This is a genomic window from Plantibacter sp. H53 (assembly GCF_001650455.1).
Classification (GTDB): Bacteria; Actinomycetota; Actinomycetes; order Actinomycetales; family Microbacteriaceae; genus Plantibacter; species Plantibacter flavus_A.
Genome location: NZ_LWCT01000008.1, coordinates 1 through 17,382 on the forward strand (window position 1 = coordinate 1; position 17,382 = coordinate 17,382).

16 protein-coding genes, 1 rRNA gene and 1 pseudogene are annotated in these 17,382 nt (G+C 69.4%); 12 read left to right on the forward strand and 6 right to left on the reverse strand.

Going from position 1 to position 17,382, the window contains the following annotated elements:
* The first annotated feature begins 130 nt into the window (after positions 1–130).
* From rrf to A4X17_RS06005, 9 genes and pseudogenes are all read left to right on the forward strand, one after another.
* Positions 131–247 (forward strand): 5S ribosomal RNA (gene rrf / locus A4X17_RS05965).
* Positions 248–495: 248 nt separating this feature from the next.
* A complete protein-coding gene (gene rpmB / locus A4X17_RS05970) occupies positions 496–732 on the forward strand; it encodes a 50S ribosomal protein L28 (RefSeq protein WP_056010522.1) in 237 nt (78 codons plus the stop codon).
* Positions 732–899 carry a 50S ribosomal protein L33 gene (gene rpmG, locus A4X17_RS05975; protein ID WP_056010525.1) on the forward strand — a complete coding sequence of 56 codons (168 nt, stop codon included), beginning with the start codon at positions 732–734 and terminating at the stop codon, positions 897–899. Before rpmB ends, rpmG begins: the two co-directional genes overlap by 1 nt.
* 2 nt (positions 900–901) lie before the next feature.
* Positions 902–1,207, forward strand: a complete 306-nt coding sequence (gene rpsN / locus A4X17_RS05980) for a 30S ribosomal protein S14 (RefSeq protein WP_064294760.1) — start codon at positions 902–904, stop codon at positions 1,205–1,207.
* Between the two features lie 120 nt (positions 1,208–1,327).
* A pseudogene (locus tag A4X17_RS05985) lies at positions 1,328–2,740 on the forward strand (DHA2 family efflux MFS transporter permease subunit); the annotation flags it as partial.
* A 203-nt stretch (positions 2,741–2,943) separates the two neighbouring features.
* Positions 2,944–3,225, forward strand: coding sequence for an HU family DNA-binding protein (locus tag A4X17_RS05990; RefSeq protein WP_064294762.1), 282 nt, complete (start codon positions 2,944–2,946; stop codon positions 3,223–3,225).
* Positions 3,226–3,385: 160 nt separating this feature from the next.
* Complete coding sequence (locus tag A4X17_RS05995) at positions 3,386–4,555, forward strand: exonuclease SbcCD subunit D (RefSeq protein ID WP_064294763.1); 1,170 nt, start codon at positions 3,386–3,388, stop codon at positions 4,553–4,555.
* Positions 4,555–7,749, forward strand: a complete 3,195-nt coding sequence (locus A4X17_RS06000; RefSeq protein WP_064294764.1) for an AAA family ATPase — start codon at positions 4,555–4,557, stop codon at positions 7,747–7,749. The genes A4X17_RS05995 and A4X17_RS06000 overlap by 1 nt, the downstream gene beginning before the upstream one ends.
* An 87-nt stretch (positions 7,750–7,836) precedes the next feature.
* The gene (locus A4X17_RS06005) at positions 7,837–9,831 is read left to right on the forward strand and encodes a cytochrome c oxidase assembly protein (RefSeq protein ID WP_064294765.1); all 1,995 of its coding nucleotides are present in this window, start codon (positions 7,837–7,839) and stop codon (positions 9,829–9,831) included.
* Positions 9,832–9,899: 68 nt separating this feature from the next.
* Here the strand turns inward: A4X17_RS06005 and A4X17_RS06010 are convergent, their stop codons facing one another.
* A complete protein-coding gene (locus A4X17_RS06010; RefSeq protein WP_082915962.1) occupies positions 9,900–10,967 on the reverse strand; it encodes a hypothetical protein in 1,068 nt (355 codons plus the stop codon).
* Positions 10,968–11,033: 66 nt separating this feature from the next.
* Here A4X17_RS06010 and A4X17_RS06015 point away from each other — a divergent pair, with 66 nt between their 5' ends.
* Positions 11,034–12,293, forward strand: coding sequence for an ATP-dependent RecD-like DNA helicase (locus A4X17_RS06015; protein ID WP_079003639.1), 1,260 nt, complete (start codon positions 11,034–11,036; stop codon positions 12,291–12,293).
* A gap of 88 nt (positions 12,294–12,381) precedes the next feature.
* Positions 12,382–12,819, forward strand: coding sequence for a hypothetical protein (locus tag A4X17_RS06020; protein WP_064294767.1), 438 nt, complete (start codon positions 12,382–12,384; stop codon positions 12,817–12,819).
* A 50-nt stretch (positions 12,820–12,869) separates the two neighbouring features.
* Here A4X17_RS06020 and A4X17_RS06025 read toward each other — a convergent pair whose 3' ends face one another.
* From A4X17_RS06025 to A4X17_RS06045, 5 genes are all read right to left on the reverse strand, one after another.
* On the reverse strand, positions 12,870–13,574 hold the full coding sequence (locus A4X17_RS06025; protein ID WP_064294768.1) for an alpha/beta fold hydrolase: 705 nt from the start codon (positions 13,572–13,574) through the stop codon (positions 12,870–12,872).
* Positions 13,575–13,696: 122 nt separating this feature from the next.
* On the reverse strand, positions 13,697–14,356 hold the full coding sequence (locus A4X17_RS06030; RefSeq protein ID WP_064294769.1) for a heme oxygenase (biliverdin-producing): 660 nt from the start codon (positions 14,354–14,356) through the stop codon (positions 13,697–13,699).
* A 94-nt stretch (positions 14,357–14,450) separates the two neighbouring features.
* The gene (locus tag A4X17_RS06035) at positions 14,451–15,065 is read right to left on the reverse strand and encodes a hypothetical protein (RefSeq protein WP_064294770.1); all 615 of its coding nucleotides are present in this window, start codon (positions 15,063–15,065) and stop codon (positions 14,451–14,453) included.
* 1 nt (position 15,066) lies between these two features.
* Entirely contained in the window at positions 15,067–15,477 is a 411-nt protein-coding gene (locus tag A4X17_RS06040; RefSeq protein ID WP_064294771.1) for a DUF4383 domain-containing protein, read from the reverse strand.
* A 128-nt stretch (positions 15,478–15,605) separates the two neighbouring features.
* Positions 15,606–15,914 (reverse strand): DUF2470 domain-containing protein, encoded by a 309-nt coding sequence (locus tag A4X17_RS06045; protein ID WP_369808447.1) that lies wholly within the window; start codon positions 15,912–15,914, stop codon positions 15,606–15,608.
* A 146-nt stretch (positions 15,915–16,060) separates the two neighbouring features.
* Here A4X17_RS06045 and A4X17_RS06050 point away from each other — a divergent pair, with 146 nt between their 5' ends.
* On the forward strand, positions 16,061–17,359 hold the full coding sequence (locus A4X17_RS06050; protein WP_064294773.1) for a serine hydrolase: 1,299 nt from the start codon (positions 16,061–16,063) through the stop codon (positions 17,357–17,359).
* Positions 17,360–17,382 lie beyond the last annotated feature (23 nt).

A 17,382-nucleotide genomic window follows, 5' to 3' on the forward strand; every position in this document is an offset into this window, starting at 1 on the left:
TTTGTTTGAATACGAAGATGCTACGCGTCCACTGAGTGGTTCTCGATGTACGGTCGAGAACCCGCAGACAACACCACTGTGTTCGCACAGCGTGTTGGTTTGCTTGTTCACTTTGATACATCAATAGTGTTTCGGCGGCCATAGCGAGAGGGAAACGCCCGGTCACATTCCGAACCCGGAAGCTAAGACTCTTTGCGCCGATGGTACTGCAGGGGGGACCCTGTGGGAGAGTAGGACACCGCCGGACTTCTTCGTTGAAATGGCCACCCAAGGTTCTTGGGTGGCCATTTTGCGTTAACACGCACAGCGCGTGCAGTACGAGAAACACGAATTTGCAAAACGCCTGGTCACAGCGTACGCTTGACCCTTGGTGTGGACGCTCCATGTCCACATCGTGTCCACGATCCCCCACCGCTCACGCAGACCGGGATCGCGCACGCCGACAAGAGATCTTGGGCAGGGCAGTCGCCCTGCGGTAATGAAGGAGAAACTACTATGGCAGCAGTGTGCCAGGTGACAGGAGCCGTTCCCGGCTTCGGTCACAACATCTCGCACTCGCACCGTCGCACGAAGCGCCGCTTCGACCCGAACGTGCAGAAGAAGACCTACTACGTGCCCTCGCTGCGTCGTAACGTCACCCTCAAGGTGTCCGCCAAGGGCATCAAGGTGATCGACGCCCGTGGCATCGAATCCGTCGTCAAGGACATTCTCGCTCGTGGGGTGAAGATCTAATGGCTAAGCAGCAGGACGTCCGTCCAATCATCAAGCTCCGTTCGACGGCTGGTACCGGTTACACGTACGTGACCAAGAAGAACCGTCGTAACAACCCCGACCGTCTCGTGCTCAAGAAGTACGACCCCGTAGTGCGCAAGCACGTTGAATTCCGAGAGGAGCGCTAAACATGGCTAAGAAGAGCAAGATCGCCCGTAACGAGCAGCGCAAGGTTATCGTCGACCGCTATGCCACGAAGCGCGCCGAGCTGAAGAAGGCCCTCGTCGACCCCGCCGGGACCGACGAGTCGCGTGAAGCAGCTCGCCTCGGCCTCCAGAAGCTTCCTCGCAACGCTTCGCCGGTTCGCCTTCGCAACCGCGACGCGATCGACGGTCGCCCGCGAGGCAACCTCTCGAAGTTCGGCATCAGCCGCGTTCGCTTCCGCGACATGGCGCACAAGGGCGAACTGCCCGGCGTCCGCAAGTCGAGCTGGTAACACCCGCTCAGTCGGAGCTCACATTCCGCTGACACAGCATCGCACCACCGAAAGGGCCGTCCGCATCGCGGGCGGCCCTTTCGCGTCGTCGGCGACAGCTGCAAGGATCGAACGGTTCCCACATCCATTAAGGAGGCGCTGCTGGACGTCCGCACGCAACGAGCCATCGCCCTCCTGGTCGCAGGATGCTTCTTCATGGAGAACCTCGACGGGACGATCCTCACCACAGCCGCACCGAGCATCGCGCGCGACCTCGGGACCTCGTCAACGGCCGTCGGGCTCGCCGTCACCGCATTCCTGCTCACGGTGGCCGTCCTCATCCCCGTCAGCGGTTGGCTGACGGACCGGTTCGGTGCCAAGCGCATCTTCGCGCTGGCGATCGCGGTGTTCACGATCGCCTCCGTGCTGTGTGGCTTGAGCTCGAGCCTGCCGATGCTCGTCGGCTTCCGGGTGCTCCAGGGCGTCGGCGGGGCGTTGATGGTGCCGGTCGGCCGGCTGGCCGTGCTCCGGGTGACGCCCAAGGAGCGGTTGATCCAGGCCATCGCCCTCCTGACGTGGCCCGCCCTCGCCGCCCCGATCATCGCGCCGTTCCTCGGTGGGTTGATCACCCAGTACGCCTCCTGGCACTGGATCTTCCTCATCAACGTGCCGATCGGTGTCGTCGCCTTCGTCGTGGCGATCCGCATCGTCCCCGACTTCGCCGCCGACGAGGTGCCGCCGCTCGACTGGCTCGGCCTGTCCCTCGCCTGTGTCGGGCTGGCGTCGCTCCTGGTGGCGGCGTCCCTGGTGTCCGGAGCCGGGTTCGACGCCCGGTGGTTCATCGGGTCGCTCGTGGCAGGTGTCGTCCTGCTCGCCCTCGCGATCCGACACCTGTTCCGTGCGCCGCACCCGTTCGTCGATCTCCGCTCGCTGCGGATCGAGACCTTCCGTCTGGCCAACGCTGGCGGCAGCGTCTACCGACTCACGATCAGCGCCGTCCCCTTCCTCCTGCCGCTGCTGTTCCAGGACGCGTTCGGCTGGACACCGGTGCAGGCGGGATCGATGGTGCTCTTCCTCTTCGCCGGCAACCTCGCGATCAAACCGGCGACGACCTGGATGCTGCGGCGGTTCGGATTCCGTCTGGTGCTCGTGTCGTCGAACCTGATCGGGGTCCTGTGCATGGCCGGGATGGCGTTCCTCACCGCTGACACGTCGATCGTGCTGACGGCACTGCTGCTCTTCGTCAGCGGCGTCGCCCGGTCGATCGGGTTCACGGCGTACAACACCATCACGTTCGCCGACGTCGAACCCGCTGCGATGTCTCGGGCGAACACGCTCAACTCGACCCTGCAACAGGTCGCGAGCGGCTTCGGTGTCGCCGTCGGGGCGATCCTGCTGACGACCGGATTCTCCCTCGAGGACGGGGTCGGTGGCGGCCAGCTGCTGCCGTATCAGTTCGCGTTCCTCGCGATCGCCGTCCTGACCCTCTTCCCGACGATCGAGGCGTGGTTGCTGTCGCGGGCGGCCGGGCACAGCGTCATCGGGGTCCGCTGAGCGCTCGCACCGACGGCTCCCAGCTGGGAAACGACCGACACGCGGGCCCGATTGTCCGCGTAGAGCGGAGAAATCCGCGAAATCTCGCGGATTGCTGCTACATTCGAGGCGGTCACACCGACCAGTTGGTGCCGTATCAGCGACACCTTCGCTACCAACACATCAGCTGTACGTTGCAGCAACGTCCGAGGAGGACCCTCACAATGGCAAATTTGAACAAGACCGAACTCGTCGCCGCCATCGCCGCATCGACCGGCCAGAGCCAGGCGACCGTCGGCAGCGTTGTCGACGCGCTGTTCACCACCGTCGCTGAGACCGTCGCCACGGGCGGCAAGGTCTCGATCCCGGGTTGGATCGCCTTCGAGCAGACCGACACCGCCGCTCGCACGGGCCGCAACCCGCAGACCGGCGCCGAGATCCAGATCCCGGCCGGCAAGCGCGTCAAGGTGACCGCCGGCTCGAAGCTCAAGGCTTCCGTCAAGTAGGTCGTCGCGGGCGCGAGCCCGCACGGACTCGGACCGCGGAGACACTCCGTCGGTCCAGACCACACAGCAGGGCGTCGCGAGAGCGACGCCCTGCTGTCGTTCGTCCGGGTGCCATCCGGGGCGCGGCGAGGTGTCGGCGGCTCGGCCTAGCATTGCTGTCATGCGGATCCTCCACACTTCGGACTGGCACCTCGGCCGTTCGCTGCACGGGGTCGACCTGCTCCCCTTCCAACGCGACTTCCTCGCGCACCTCGAGCAGACGGTCGTGGACCACGAGGTCGACGTCCTCCTCGTCGCCGGCGACATCTACGACCGCGCCATCCCGCCGGTCGAGGCGGTGACGCTGCTGTCGGAGTCGCTCGGGCGGCTGGCGGGCCGCACCCGGGTCATCCTCGCACCGGGCAACCACGATTCGGCCATCCGGCTCGGTTTCGGCGCCGCCATGCTGCGCGACGGGATCGACATCAGAGCCGACCTCGCGCGGATCGGCGAACCGGTCCTGGTGGACGACGAACACGGGCCCGTCGCCTTCTACCCGCTGCCCTACCTCGACCCCGACACCGCACGAGGGGTGCTCTCCCCGGACGACCAGCCGCTCGCGCGGTCGCACGCCGCCGTCATGGGTGCAGCCCTCGCGAGCGTCCGAGCCGATCTCGCGCAGCGCCGCGAGCACGGAGCGGTCCGATCGGTCGTGGCCGCGCACGCCTTCGTCACCGGTGGTCTCGCGAGCGACAGCGAACGCGACATCCGGATCGGCGGGGTCGATGCGGTGCCCGCCCAGCTGTTCGACGACTTCGACTACGTCGCGCTCGGCCACCTCCACGGTGCGCAGCGCGTCGGGGCCGCGACGGGCGTCGACCGCATGCGGTACTCCGGGTCGCCGCTCGCCTACTCCTTCTCCGAACGCAACCAGGTGAAGTCGAGCGTGCTGGTCGACCTCGCCGCCGACGGCTCCGTGCACCTGGAGCTGCTGCCGGCGCCGGTGCCGCGTCGGCTCGTCGACGTCATCGGAACCCTCGCGGAGCTGCAGGGCCCCGCGGGAGACGACGCCGTCGACGCCTGGGTGCGCGCCACGGTCACCGACGACGTCCGGCCACCGGAGCTGTACGCGACGCTGACCCGACGCTTCCCGCACCTGCTCGTCTGGTCGCACGCGCCGGCGAACCGCTCCGAGGAAGCGCGCGCCGCAGCCGTCACGGCGGTCTCCGATCCGGTCGAGGTCACCGCGGAGTTCATCGAGTACGCGACGGGTGCACCGGCGACCACTCGCGAGCGTGAGCTCATCGCGGCGGCGAACGAGGCGGCACTCGCCGCGGAGGTGAGCGCCTGATGCGACTGCACCGACTGACGCTGCAGGCCATCGGGCCGTACGCCGGCGAGCACACCATCGACTTCGTCGAACTCGGGCGGGCTGGTCTGTTCCTCCTGGAGGGACCGACCGGCGCCGGCAAATCCACGATCATCGACGCCATCGTGTTCGGGCTGTACGGCGAACTCGCCGGTACCGGGGCCAGCAAGGACCGCCTCCACTCCCACCATGCGCAGCCCGGGACGGAACCGTTCGTGGAACTCGTGTTCGAGACCGGATCCGGCGTGTACCGGGTGCGGCGGACGCCGGCCTACCAGCGGCCGAAGCAGCGCGGTGCCGGCTTCACACCGCAGCAGGCGAGCGCCACCCTCGTCCGCCTGACCGATCCCGACGCACTGGCCGGAGAGACCCTGTCGACCCGCGCGCAGGAGATCGGTCCCGAAATCAGCCGGATCGTCGGTCTCACCCGGGAGCAGTTCGTCCAGACGATCGTCCTCCCGCAGGGCGAGTTCGCGAAGTTCCTCGCCGCCGGCGGTGAGGAGCGCAGCGAACTCCTCCGGTCCCTGTTCGGGACGGAGCACTACGAGCGGGTCGCCAAGCACCTCGTCGAGCAGCGACGGCAGGCCCAGCGGGACATCGAAGGGGCACGAGAAGCGCTGGGCCGCGCGATCGCCCGGTTCGCGGGAGCGGCCGAACTCGACGACGCACGGGAACTCGTCGCGGGCAGGGGAGCGGACACCCCGGCCGGGATGGACGCTCCCTCGAGAGTCGATGCCGAGCCAGGCGACACCGCGACTGCGGAGCCCGACCCAGACCCTGACGTCGCGACCCTCGCGGTCCCGCTCGAACCCGATTCCGAAGACCTCGTCGGTGACGCTACGCGTATCGTCGCCGTCCTCGAGCGCCACGCCGCCGCCGATGCCTCGACCGCTGGCACTGCTCGGGTCGCCCTGGAACGCGCTCGCGCCGAACACGCCGCGGCCCAGACGCTGCTCGCGTCCATCGAACGTCGCGCGGAGCTGCTGACCGAGCGCGAGCTGCTCTCGGTGGACGACGAACCGGTCGCGCGGCTCTCCGAACGGATCGCGGCAGCGGCTCGGGCGGACACCGTGGCGTCCGCGCTCGCCGGAGCGGCCACGGCATCGGTGGCGCTCGAGGACGCCGTCGCGTCGCTCGCCGCGATGGAGGAGCAGGCCGACGAGGCGATCATCGCACTCGACGACGCGTCCGTCACCGCGCGCCGCCAATCCCTCACCGTCGAGCGGGCGTCGATGGCGGCCGTGCTCGTCCTCGAAGCCGCCGACACCGATCGCGAACGCGCGCTCGCAGCACTCGCCGAGGAGCTCGCGACCGTCGACGAACGGCTCGCCGAGCTTGCAGCGGAACAGACGCGACGGGACGCCCGCCGGACAGCGCTCGGCTCGGCACCGGAGCGCGCCTCACGTGCGGCCACCGAGTCGGCCAGGGCCGCCCGGTCCGTCGAGCGCGCGGCTGAACGCCGTGCGGTGCTGGATCGGGTGGACGCGGCCGACGAACGCCTCGCGGGGCTCGCCGACGAGGTCACCGAGGCCGCCACCGCCGCGAAGGCGGCGATCGACGTCGAGACGTCGCTGCGCCTCCGGAGGATCGAGGGTATGGCGGGTGAACTCGCCACCGGCTTGCGGGACGGCGAGCCGTGCAGCGTCTGCGGCTCGCTGAGCCACCCGGCGCCCGCGGTGCTCGACGGAGACCACCCCGACGCGGACGCGGTCGAAGCGGCATCCGTCGCCCGGGCCGAAGCCGAGGCGAGGATGCAGTCGGCGCAGAACGCCCGGGACATCGCTCGGGCGGAGCGTCACCGCCTCGTCGAGCAGTTCGCCGCGCTGGCCGACGACCCGAGCGACGTGGCTGTAACCGGCTCGTCCGACGCGTCGACGGCGGCGACCACCGGCTTCGACCCGGTCGCTGCACGCGCGGCCGTCGATGCGGCCGCAGCGGAGGCCGATCGGCAGTACGCGGAAGCCGTGGTCGCCGCCGAGCAGGCGGACGCCGAGGTCGCGGAGGCCGGGCGCCTCGCGGACGAGCACCTGGCCGGCGTGGTCGCGGTGTCGGAACGCACCGCCACTCGGGCGACACTGACCGAGCGGCTCGCCGCCGCGCAGCGCGCCCACGAGCAGGCCCGCGCCGAGGTGGCCGGTGTCCTCGCCGGCCGAGCAGCTTCACTCGCCGAGCTCGACGCGATGCTGGAGTCCGAGCTCTCCTCGCTCTCGCTGCTCGCGGCGGCACGAGCGACCGTCGCGGACCGGCGCCTGCGTGACGCCGAGCGCGCGGTCGAGCTGGAGGCGGCACTCGGGCGGGCCGGGTTCGCCGACCGCGCGGCCGCGGAAGCCGCAGCCATGAACGGGGTCGAACGGGCGAGCGCCGAGGCGCGGGTGGCCGACCACCTGCGTCACACGACCGCGAACGCGGAAGCACTCGCGAGCCCGGCTCTCGCCGGTGTCGCCGGTACCGCCGCCCCCGACGTCGAAGCGACGGCCCGACGACTGGCCGACGCCGAGGCGGCGGCAGGCACCGCGACGGCAGCGGCCGCCGTCTCCGCGCGACGAGCGGCCAACGCGGCTGCCGCCTGCACGGCACTCGCCGAGGCGGCCGACGAAAACGCCGACGCGGTCCGCGAGGCCGCGGCCGTCGTCCGCCTCGCCGACGTGGTGTCGGCCACCGGTAGCGAGAACAGCACGAAGGTCACCCTCGGCACCTACGTCCTCCTGCGCCGCTTCGAGGATGTCGTGGCGGCGGCGAACGCGCGCCTGGAGTCGATGTCAGGCGGGCGCTACGAGCTCGTCCGCAGCGACGTCAAGGAAGGACCCTCCCGCAGCCAGCGCGTCGGGTTGTCGCTCACGGTCCACGATCACCGGACCGACCGGCGTCGCGATCCGAAGTCGCTGTCCGGTGGTGAGACGTTCTACGCCTCGCTCTGCCTCGCACTCGGGCTGGCGGACGTCGTGACGGGCGAGGCCGGCGGTGTCGAGCTCGGCACGCTCTTCGTCGATGAAGGATTCGGCAGTCTCGACCCCGAGACGCTCGACACCGTGATGGCCGAGCTCGGTCGGCTCTCTGCCGGCGGCCGCGTCGTCGGCGTCGTCAGCCACGTCGAGGAGATGAAGCAGCGCATCGGCGAACGCATCGAGGTGCGGCGGCTCGAGGACGGGTCGTCGACCCTTCTCGTCCGGGCGTGAGCGGCGCCCTTCGACAGGCTCAGGAACCAAGCGCCGGCTGATCCCACTGCGGTCGGGGTTCCCAGCAGCGCCGCGTAGGCTTGCAGCGTGAATCGTGTCGTCCGCCTCGCGGGTCCTGCCCTCCTGCTCCTCGTGGCTGTGGCGACCCTCCTCGCGGGTCTGGCCTTCGGCGGTGGAGCGGATGCGCAACTCCTGGGCGATCCCGGTGCCGTCGTGCGGTGGGGGCTCCCGATCGCACAACTGCTCGTCAACCTGAGCGCCGCCGTCACCATCGGCGCGTTGCTCATGGCCTGCTGGGCGCTCAGCCCGGACCGGCGCGAGTACGGCGCGGCGCTCGACGTCGCTGCAGCCGGCGCCGCGGTCTTCACCGTCGCGTCCGGCGTGACGGGCTTCTTCACCTTCCTGAACGTCACGCAGGTGCCGCTCACCTTCGACGACGCGTTCGGCGCGAAGCTCAGCCTCTTCTTCACCGGGATCGAGTCGGGTCAGGCCTGGCTGCAGACGACGCTCATCGCCGCGGCCGTCACGGTGCTCTGCTTCGCCGTTCGCAACCACACGGTGCTCGTGTTCGTCTTCGGGCTGTCCCTCGTGTCGCTGCTGCCGATGGCCCAGCAGGGTCACTCCGCCGAGGCGAGCGGGCACAACGCCGCCGTCACCGCACTCGGCCTGCACCTCGTGTTCGCCGCCATCTGGCTCGGCGGTCTGCTCACGCTCGTCTTCATCCGCAAGACCCTCGAAGACGGCCGGCTCGCCCCCGTGCTCATGCGGTACTCGACCGTGGCACTCGTGTCCTTCGTCGTCGTGGCGGTCTCCGGATACGTGAGTGCTGAGCTGCGCATCGGCTCGCTCGACCGCCTGGGCACCCCGTACGGCATCCTCGTCCTCGTCAAGGTCTTCGCGCTGCTTGCGCTCGGCCTGTTCGGCGCGCTGCAGCGTCGGGTGCTCATCGGCCGCATCGAGCGCTCCGCCGCTGCGCGCGCGGACAGCCCCGCGGGCCGCACCGGCACCTTCTGGTGGCTGGTCGCCCTCGAGCTCGGGTTCATGGGCATCGCCTCCGGTGCCGCCGCGGCCCTCGCGAAGACCGCCCCGCCGGTCGACCAGACCGTGCCGACCGCGCCGACACCAGCGGTGCTGCTCACCGGGGAGGAACTGCCGCCGGAACTGACCTTCGCTCGGTACTTCACCGAGTGGAACATCGACCTCCTGTGGCTGCTGGCCTGTGCGTTCGGCATCTTCTTCTACATCGCGGGCGTCGTCCGCCTGCACCGCCGCGGCGACTCCTGGCCGATCCTGCGCACCGTCAGCTGGGTCCTCGGGCTGCTCGTGCTCTTCTACCTCACGTGCGGCGGCATCAACGTCTACCAGCCGTACCTCTTCAGCGTGCACATGCTCGGGCACATGGGGCTCACCATGCTCGTCCCCGTGCTCCTCGTCCCCGGAGCACCGGTCACGCTGCTCGCGCGGGCGGTGCGGAAGCGCTCCGACGACTCCCGAGGGGGTCGGGAGTGGGTGCTCCTCGCCGTGCACTCGAAGTTCGCGGGGATCATCTCGAACCCGATCGTCACCGCGGTGCTCTTCGCCGGATCGCTCTGGGTGTTCTACTACACGCCGCTGTTCCGTTGGTCGATGGAGGATCACATCGGTCACGAGTGGATGGTCGTGCACTTCCTCATCACCGGCTACCTCTTCGTGCAGTCGCTCATCGGCATCGACCCGGTCCCGTACCGCCTGCCGTACCCCATGCGGCTGCTGCTGCTCTTCGCGACGATGGCGTTCCACGCGTTCTTCGGGCTGGCGATCATCTCCTCGACCGGGTTGTTCCTCGCCGACTGGTTCGGGGCGATGGGACGCACCTGGGGGCAGGTGCCGCTCCTCGACCAGCAGACGGGCGGCGGGATCGCCTGGAGCGTCGGCGAGATCCCGACCCTGGCGCTCGCCGTCGCCGTCGCGATCTCGTGGAGCAAGAGCGACGCGAAGGACCAGAAGCGACTCGATCGCAACGCGGACCGCACGAACGACGCGGAGCTCAACGAGTACAACGAGCGTCTCGCGCGCATGGCGGCCAACGACACCCGCTCCTAGCCCGCGAACTGTCACTCCGGAACAGTGTGAGGGGTGTCGGACTGTGCTGGAGTGACAGTTCGCGGGCTTCAGCGGAGGTCGATGTAGAGGGAGCCGTCGTCGCGGATCGTCACGAACGCCGACAACGTGAACGGGACGTCCTGGTCGAGGGTCGAGACCGTGCCGTCGAACAGTGACTTCACGTCGACGACGAGGTGCGCGGCGCCGGCCGTCGCCGGCATCTGCCAACCGGTGTCGCCCGGTTGGACCGCCACCACGGGGTAGGTCGCGATGGACCACACCGGTAGGTCGTCCACGCGATCGCGGATCACCATGCCGAACGGGCACCCGGTGGGCTGGAGGACCTGTTGCGTGGCGCAGTTGTCGAGGTACCCGTCGATCTGGGTCTGGACCTCCCCGACGAAGTCCGGGGTGGCAGTCGCGGTCACCTCGGCGTCGACGACGCTCGCGACCTCGGTCGTCGTCGCCGTCTCCACCGCCGCCGCAAGGTAGGTGGTGTCGACGTCGAAGTCCACGCTGCCCGGTGTGAAGGTGAGGAGCGGGATGGTGGAGGTGAAGGCCCCCTCGGTCCCCTCCGCGACGCGGCGGGTGTCGAGCTCGAAGCCGTTCGCCCGGAACCCGGTCGTGTGTGCGACGGTCAGCTGGACGACGCTCAACGGGCTCGTCTCGAAGCGCCACGACGGGAACAGCCCGAAGGTGCGCTCGCCGCTCGTGATCGAGAACGCCGTGCGGTGCGGCTGACCCGCGAGTCGGTACGAGAAGGTCACCTCGTGGGCGCCCGAGGCGGTCGTGACGTCGGAGACGAGGCGCACGTCCTCGATCGTGCCGAGCGCCTCGCTCCGGAGCAGGGCGTCCGAGCTGTCGGCCGGCAGGCCCGCGTCGGCGAGTTCGGCGGAGCTCAGGGCGACTCCTGGCAACGCGAGCGCGGTCGCGGCATCGTCGTCTGCGAGGGCGTCCAGGTACCCGCGTGCGAAGGAACCGGCGCCGTAGACGTCGCGGGCGACGGCCGACCAGGCGGAGACGATGGCCGCGACGAGCAGAGCCGCGATGCAGAGCCACAGCACGACGGCGCGGACGAGCGCACCGCGCACCGTTCCCGGGCGTCGCAGCTCCCCACGTGTCGCGACATGGCTCATCCTGACATCCTAGGCGGGCACCTCGCATAGGATTGGAGGGCGAAAACGGGAGGGAACCGAAGCATCATGAGCGTAGCCCTCTCCGCCGAGCAGCAAGCCGTCTTCGATCGCATCGAGAGCACCCGCGAGCACCTGTTCGTGACGGGTCGAGCGGGCACCGGGAAGTCGACGCTCCTCAACCACCTCGCCTGGAACACCTCGAAGCAGCTGGCCATCTGCGCCCCGACGGGTGTCGCCGCGTTGAACGTCGGCGGCCAGACGATCCACTCGCTGTTCCGCCTGCCGATCGGGCTCATCGCCGATCACACGATCGACCAGAACGATCAGACCCGGAAGCTGCTCAACTCCATCGACACCCTCGTCGTCGATGAGGTCTCCATGGTGAGCGCCGACCTCATGGACGCCATGGACCGGAGCCTCCGGCAGGCCCGACAGCGGCCGCGCGAGCCGTTCGGCGGGGTGCAGATCGTGCTCTTCGGCGACCCGTACCAGCTCGCTCCCGTGCCGGGCAGCCTCGAGGAGCGGGCGTACATCGCCGACACCTACCGCTCGTTCTGGTTCTTCGACGCCAAGGTGTGGTCCGAGACGCCGCTGCAGCTCGTCGAGCTCACCGAGATCCACCGCCAGCACGAGGCCGAGTTCAAGTACCTCCTCAACGGTGTCCGGCACGGCCAGGTCACTGCCGAGATGGCCGGCCGGCTGAACGGCATGGGCGCCAGGACCCCTCCGGAGGACGGCGTCATCACCCTCGCGAGCCGTAACGACACCGTCGACCGCATCAACAAGGCGGCGCTCGCCAAGCTCGACGGCAAGCCGCTCACCGCCAACGCGGAGGTCTCGGGCGACTTCGGCGGGCGGGCGTTCCCCGCCGACGAGGCGCTCGACCTCAAGGTCGGTGCGCAGGTCATGTTCCTCCGCAACGACAGCGAGCGTCGCTGGGTGAACGGCACGCTCGGGACCGTGGTGAAGATCGACTCCACCGTCTGGGTCGAGGTCGACGGTGAGCAGTTCGAGGTCGAGCCGGCGACGTGGGAGAAGTACAAGTACTCCTACTCCTCGGTGACGAAGCAGCTGAAGCGCGACATCGTGGCCGAGTTCACCCAGTTCCCGTTGCGGCTCGCGTGGGCGGTCACCATCCACAAGTCGCAGGGCAAGACCTACGACCGCGCGATCGTCGACCTGGGCAGCCGCGCGTTCAGCCCGGGACAGAGCTACGTCGCGCTCAGCCGCATCTCGACGCTCGACGGCCTCTACCTCTCCCGGCCGCTGCGTCCGAGCGACATCATCGTCGACACCGACGTGAAGCGGTTCATGTCGGGGCAGTAGCGTCCGTTCGCCCATTGTCGGGCGAATCGGCGCTCCGTCGCCCAGAAGGGGCGAACGAACGGGGTCGGTGACCCTACGATTGTCGGTTATGACGCATCCCATGCAGCAGGGCTGGCCGCAGCCCGGTCCGATCACCGCCTGGCGCACGCTCGAGCTGAACGCCAGCAAGCCGCCGTTCGCCGGATACTGGGGGTTCATCCCACTCGTGGTCCGCATCGACGGCTTCGAGCATCGCCCGAGCTGGGGACCGTCGCAGTTCACGGTGCCGGCCGACCGGCCCGTGCAGGTCTCGTGTTCGATGGCGTGGCTGTGGGAGTTCGGCCGCGCCGACTACCTGCTGCACCCCGGTGAGGCGCCGACGCTCGACTACATCGCCCCGGCGCAGCAGTGGGTCTCGGGCTCGCTCGCACCGCGGGGGCAGGCGGTCATCAAGGGACGCGGCGCGCAGATCGCCGTGTACGCCGTGCTGGCACTGATCTTCGTCGCGATTCTCGGCATCCTGCCGCTCGCGTACCTCATGACCTGAGCGCCCGTCGACGCCTCGCGCTGACCGGCCTGGTCGAGGGTGGACCGTCGTCAGGTGCGATCGACGGCCCGGAGGAGGATCGCGCCGAGTTCCGCCGGCTTCGTGAACTGCGGCCAGTGACCCGTCGGGAGGTCGACGAACTCGACGTCGTGCAGCCGCGCCAGTTCCGCGACGTACGGGTGCCCCTGTTCCATCAGGCCGCGCAGCATCTCCGAGGAGAACTCGCACGCGACCACGGTCGCCGGGACGGACAGGCGACGGTCGTCGTCGGAGAGCTGCTGTCGGTCGACGGCGACGCCCTTCGGTTGCGGGACGGCTCTGGCCCGGAACTGTTCACGGAGCTCGTCGTCCAGGTCGACGAGGTCCTCTGCGTCGAACACCGTCCAGTCGGGCAGTGGGATGTCGGAACCCGACGAGGGGAGTTCCTCGTTGATGCACGCGCCGTCGGCGAGCGGACCCGAGTCGACGTACACGGCGCGGACGACGTGGTCGGGGCGGGCGTCGATCGCGGCGGAGATGATGGCGCCGCCGCCGGAATGCCCGACGAGCACGACGGGCTCGGCGCCGGCGTCGATCTCGGCGACCACGGCGTCGACGTGGTCGCGGAGGCCGATGCCGGCGCGGTCGGCAGTGACGCTCTCGAGCCCGGGGAGGGTGAGCGGTCGGACCCGATGGCCTGCCGCTTCGAGTGGGGGTGTGACCGCACTCCAGGAGGATGCGTCGAGCCAGAAACCGGGTACGAGGATGACGTCCATGCCCGAGATGCTACGCCGCGCCGACGACCCGCGGGAGGCGTGGTTCGGCGCCCGCTCTTCGTTCGCCCGTTCTTGGGCGGACGAACACCCATTCGCCCGAGAACGGGCGAATGGGCGGGAGATCAGGCGACGGCGGTCGCCGCGGCCTTCGCGGTCGCCAGGTCGCGGAAGAGGTCGGTGTTGAAGCGGTACGCCACCATGACTTCGTCGATCACGCGGGCCTGCTCCTCGTCGTCCCACGGGACGGCGTCGAGCTGCTCACGATAGGTGTCCTTGAACTCGCGTGGCTTCGCGATGTCGCCGAAGAGGTAGAAGCCGACGCCGTTGGTGTCGAAGCCGAACTGACGCTGCATCAGCGTGCGGATGATCTGCCCGCCCGAGAGGTCGCCGAGGTACCGGGTGTAGTGGTGCGCCACGAAGCCGCCGGGCCAGACGGCGCCGACCTCGTTGATCCGTGCCACGTACCGGGCCGTGGTGGGGAGCGGGGTGATCTGGTCGCGCCAGTCCGGACCGATGAGGAACTCGAGGTCCTGCACGATGGCGGGGAGCCGCGTCAGCTTGTCGCTGATGAACGGAGCGGCGACGGCATCGGCGCGCATGCGGTCGGCTGCGACCTCGAGGGCCTCGTAGATGAAGAAGTGCTGCGCGACGAGGGCGATGTAGTCCTCCTTCGAGCCCTTCCCGGTCATGAGGTCGCTCATGAAGTCCGCCCCCTCGCTGGAGGAGTGGCCGGAGGACGTGCGCTCGCGCAGGGCCTGGGAGAAGGGGATCACAGTGCTCATGTCGGACTCCGCGTCGGCTGGCTCGGTAAGGGTTACCTAAGTGTAACGGGCCGGGCTCCTGAACGGGAGGGTGGATCTGTCGCTGTGGAGGAAATCAGTGGCTGCTGTGCAGGGAACCGTGCGGGACCGCGAACGCACCGGCGTTGGTCTGCGCCAGCGCCGGTGTGGTGAGGGCCGCCACGAACGCCGCCCCGACGAGCAGGGTGAGCACGTACCGTCCGGTGCTCGGCTCGCGATGCGGCCGACGGGTCGCGCGCGTCACCAGGGCGTCGAGCTCGAGTTCGTCCGGCGCCGTCGATGCGAGGGTGACCCGCCGGAGTCGCCGTGCGAGCACCCCGGCGACCAAGAGCAGCAACACCGTGGACGAGAGGGTCGGCAGGAACGGCGGCACGGTCGTGACGCCGAGGGAGGCGAGTCCGTAGAGCGCCACCCAGACGACCACCGCGCCCACCGCGCCGGCGAAGGACGCACGGAGGCCCGGCACCCGGTCACGGACGAGGACCACGACGGACCAGAGCAGTGCGGCGACGCCGAGGGTGACGAGCGGGATCGCACCCACGGGAGAGGACCCGGCGCCGGTCGCGATCAACACGAGACCGGCGCCGAGTGCGCACATCGCGAGCAGACAGTTCGAGATCGACGTCGTGCCGGAGCGGACCGCGTCGTCCTCACCCGTCCGGGCGTCCTGCCGTTCGACGGAGACCGACATGTCAGGCCGTCGCCGCCCGGTGCGTGCGCTTGTCCGCAGCCAGCCCGGCGCCGAGCAGCACCACGGCGCTCGCGAGGTGGAGGAAGTGGTCGGCCGTGTTGAGCGCGAGGATGTTGAGCGCGGAGCCCACGATGAAGAACCCGACGACACCGAGCAGGAGGTAGAACCCACCGATCACCGTGTTCACGGTCTTGGCCGCGACGACGTTCGAGAGCCCGGCGATGAGCAGGGCCGCCCCGATGAGGACGTGCGCGATGTTGTGCAGCGGGTTGACCTCGAAGATCCCGAGCAGGAGACCGCCCTCGGTGGTGAGGAACGGCAGGCCTCCGGCGACGATCCCGCCGAGGAGTCCGACGACCACGTAGACCGCGCCGAAGACGGCGGCGAGGAGCCGGTTGGGTGAATGACGCATGGGAATGCCTCCTGATCCTTCGTGCCGCGAGTCGTCCCGGGGCGTTGAGGAGTTCGGAGGTGCGGGCGTCGACGGTTTGGTCACCTGAGGCCGTCATCCGAGGTCGACGGCCGAGGGGTGGCCGTCGCTCAGTCGTGCAGGCGTGGCTCCACGCCCAGACGGGCGCACGCGGCGTCGTAGAGGGCGACGACCTCGCGTCGGATCTCGCCGCGCTCGGTGATCGCGCCGGCGGGCCAGGGCACCCGCCCACCCGCGGCGGTGCCGTCGACTGTCCAGGTCCATTCGCCACCCGTCCCGTCCAGCGAGATCATGGTGGCGGCCTCGGCCGTGGGTTCCAGGAAGGCTCGCACGATGAGCACGTTGTCGTCGGGGTGGTCGCCGTTCATGTGCGCCAGGACGGCGTCGACGGTGGTCTGCGGGAAGGCGTTCGAGGTCACCTCTCCAGGGAACACCATCGACTGGCCCCGCACCAGGTCCGCCGCCCGTGTGACCGGCACGCGGCGTGCGACCGCAGCTCTCAGCCGCGCCCGGTTACAATCGGGAACAGTCTGCAGCTCCGCAGACCGCTCATCAGGGGGATGACTTGACTGCAACAGCTCCGAGGCGCCGGCGTCTCGCCGCACTCCTTACCGCGGCGACCCTCGCGACGGTGCTCGTCGGCTGCTCGGGCCCCTCGGTGTCCGACACCGACTTCCCCGACCAGGTCAGCGGCACGCTCGCGGGCGACACGACCGACGCCATCACGGCGGCGGTCGAGGCCGCCGTCACCCAGTCCGGATCCTCCGGTGCCATCGTCGGCGTCTGGGCGCCGTGGGCCGGGAGCTACACGGCCGGCGTCGGCACGACCGAGCCGGGTGGCAAGACCAAGATGGACCCGTCCATGGTCTACCGCATCGGCGACACCACGCGCCCGATGACCTGCACCGTGCTCCTCGAACTCGTCGACGAGGGCAAGATCAAGCTCACCGACCAGGTCCACAAGACCCTCCCGCAGGTCCAGGGCATCGAGGGCATCACCTACCAGCAGCTGTGCAATGGCACGTCGGGGCTCGGCACCTACACGCCCGCGCTCAACGCCCAGTTCGTCACCAACCCGACCCGCAACTGGTCGATGGCCGAGATCCTCGCGAACGGCCTCGCGAGCGGCACGCGGACGGCTCCGGGGGCGCTCTTCGGTTCGAGTGACACCGGGTACATCCTGCTCGGCATGGCGCTCGAGGAGCTGACCGGTCAGTCCTGGCAGTCCCTGTACGACCACTACGTCTTCTCGCCGCTCGGCATGTCGAAGTCCAGCTTCCCCGACGCCTCCACCGTCGAGCTGCCGGGGTCGCACCCCAAGGGGTACCTGACGCCGCGCATCGCGGACGGCACCTACCAGTGCGACGCACCGACGGACGAGACCGAGCTGTCGCCCTCGATGGTGTGGACCGCCGGCGGCGTCGTCTCCTCGGTCGACGATCTGCGGAAGTTCACCCAGTCGTTCGCGTCCGGGTCCCTCGTGAACAACAGCACGTACAAGAAGCAGTGGAAGGACCCCGTCTCGCTGGGCGAGGCTGAGCCGACCTGGAAGAGCTTCGGTGTGGGTGGGTTGCAGATCGGTCCCCTCCGGGGGCAGGCCGGCGCGATCCCCGGCTCGCTCTCGGCGGCCTTCTCCGACCCGACGTCCGGACTGACGGTCGTCGTCATGTTGAACAACTCGACGCTCGGGGCGGGCTTCGCGCAGACGCTCGCGATGCAGCTCGCATCGATCGGCGCCAAGGCGGCACCGGCGAGCGGGCAGAAAGCCCCCGAGATCGCGCTCCCGTGGTCCGAGCAGCAGATGGCGGAGCAGCTCGCCGCCTCGGCGATGGTCTGCGCCCCGCCGGTCGCCCCCGCCGGGTAACGGAGGCATCGGCACGGCGCCGC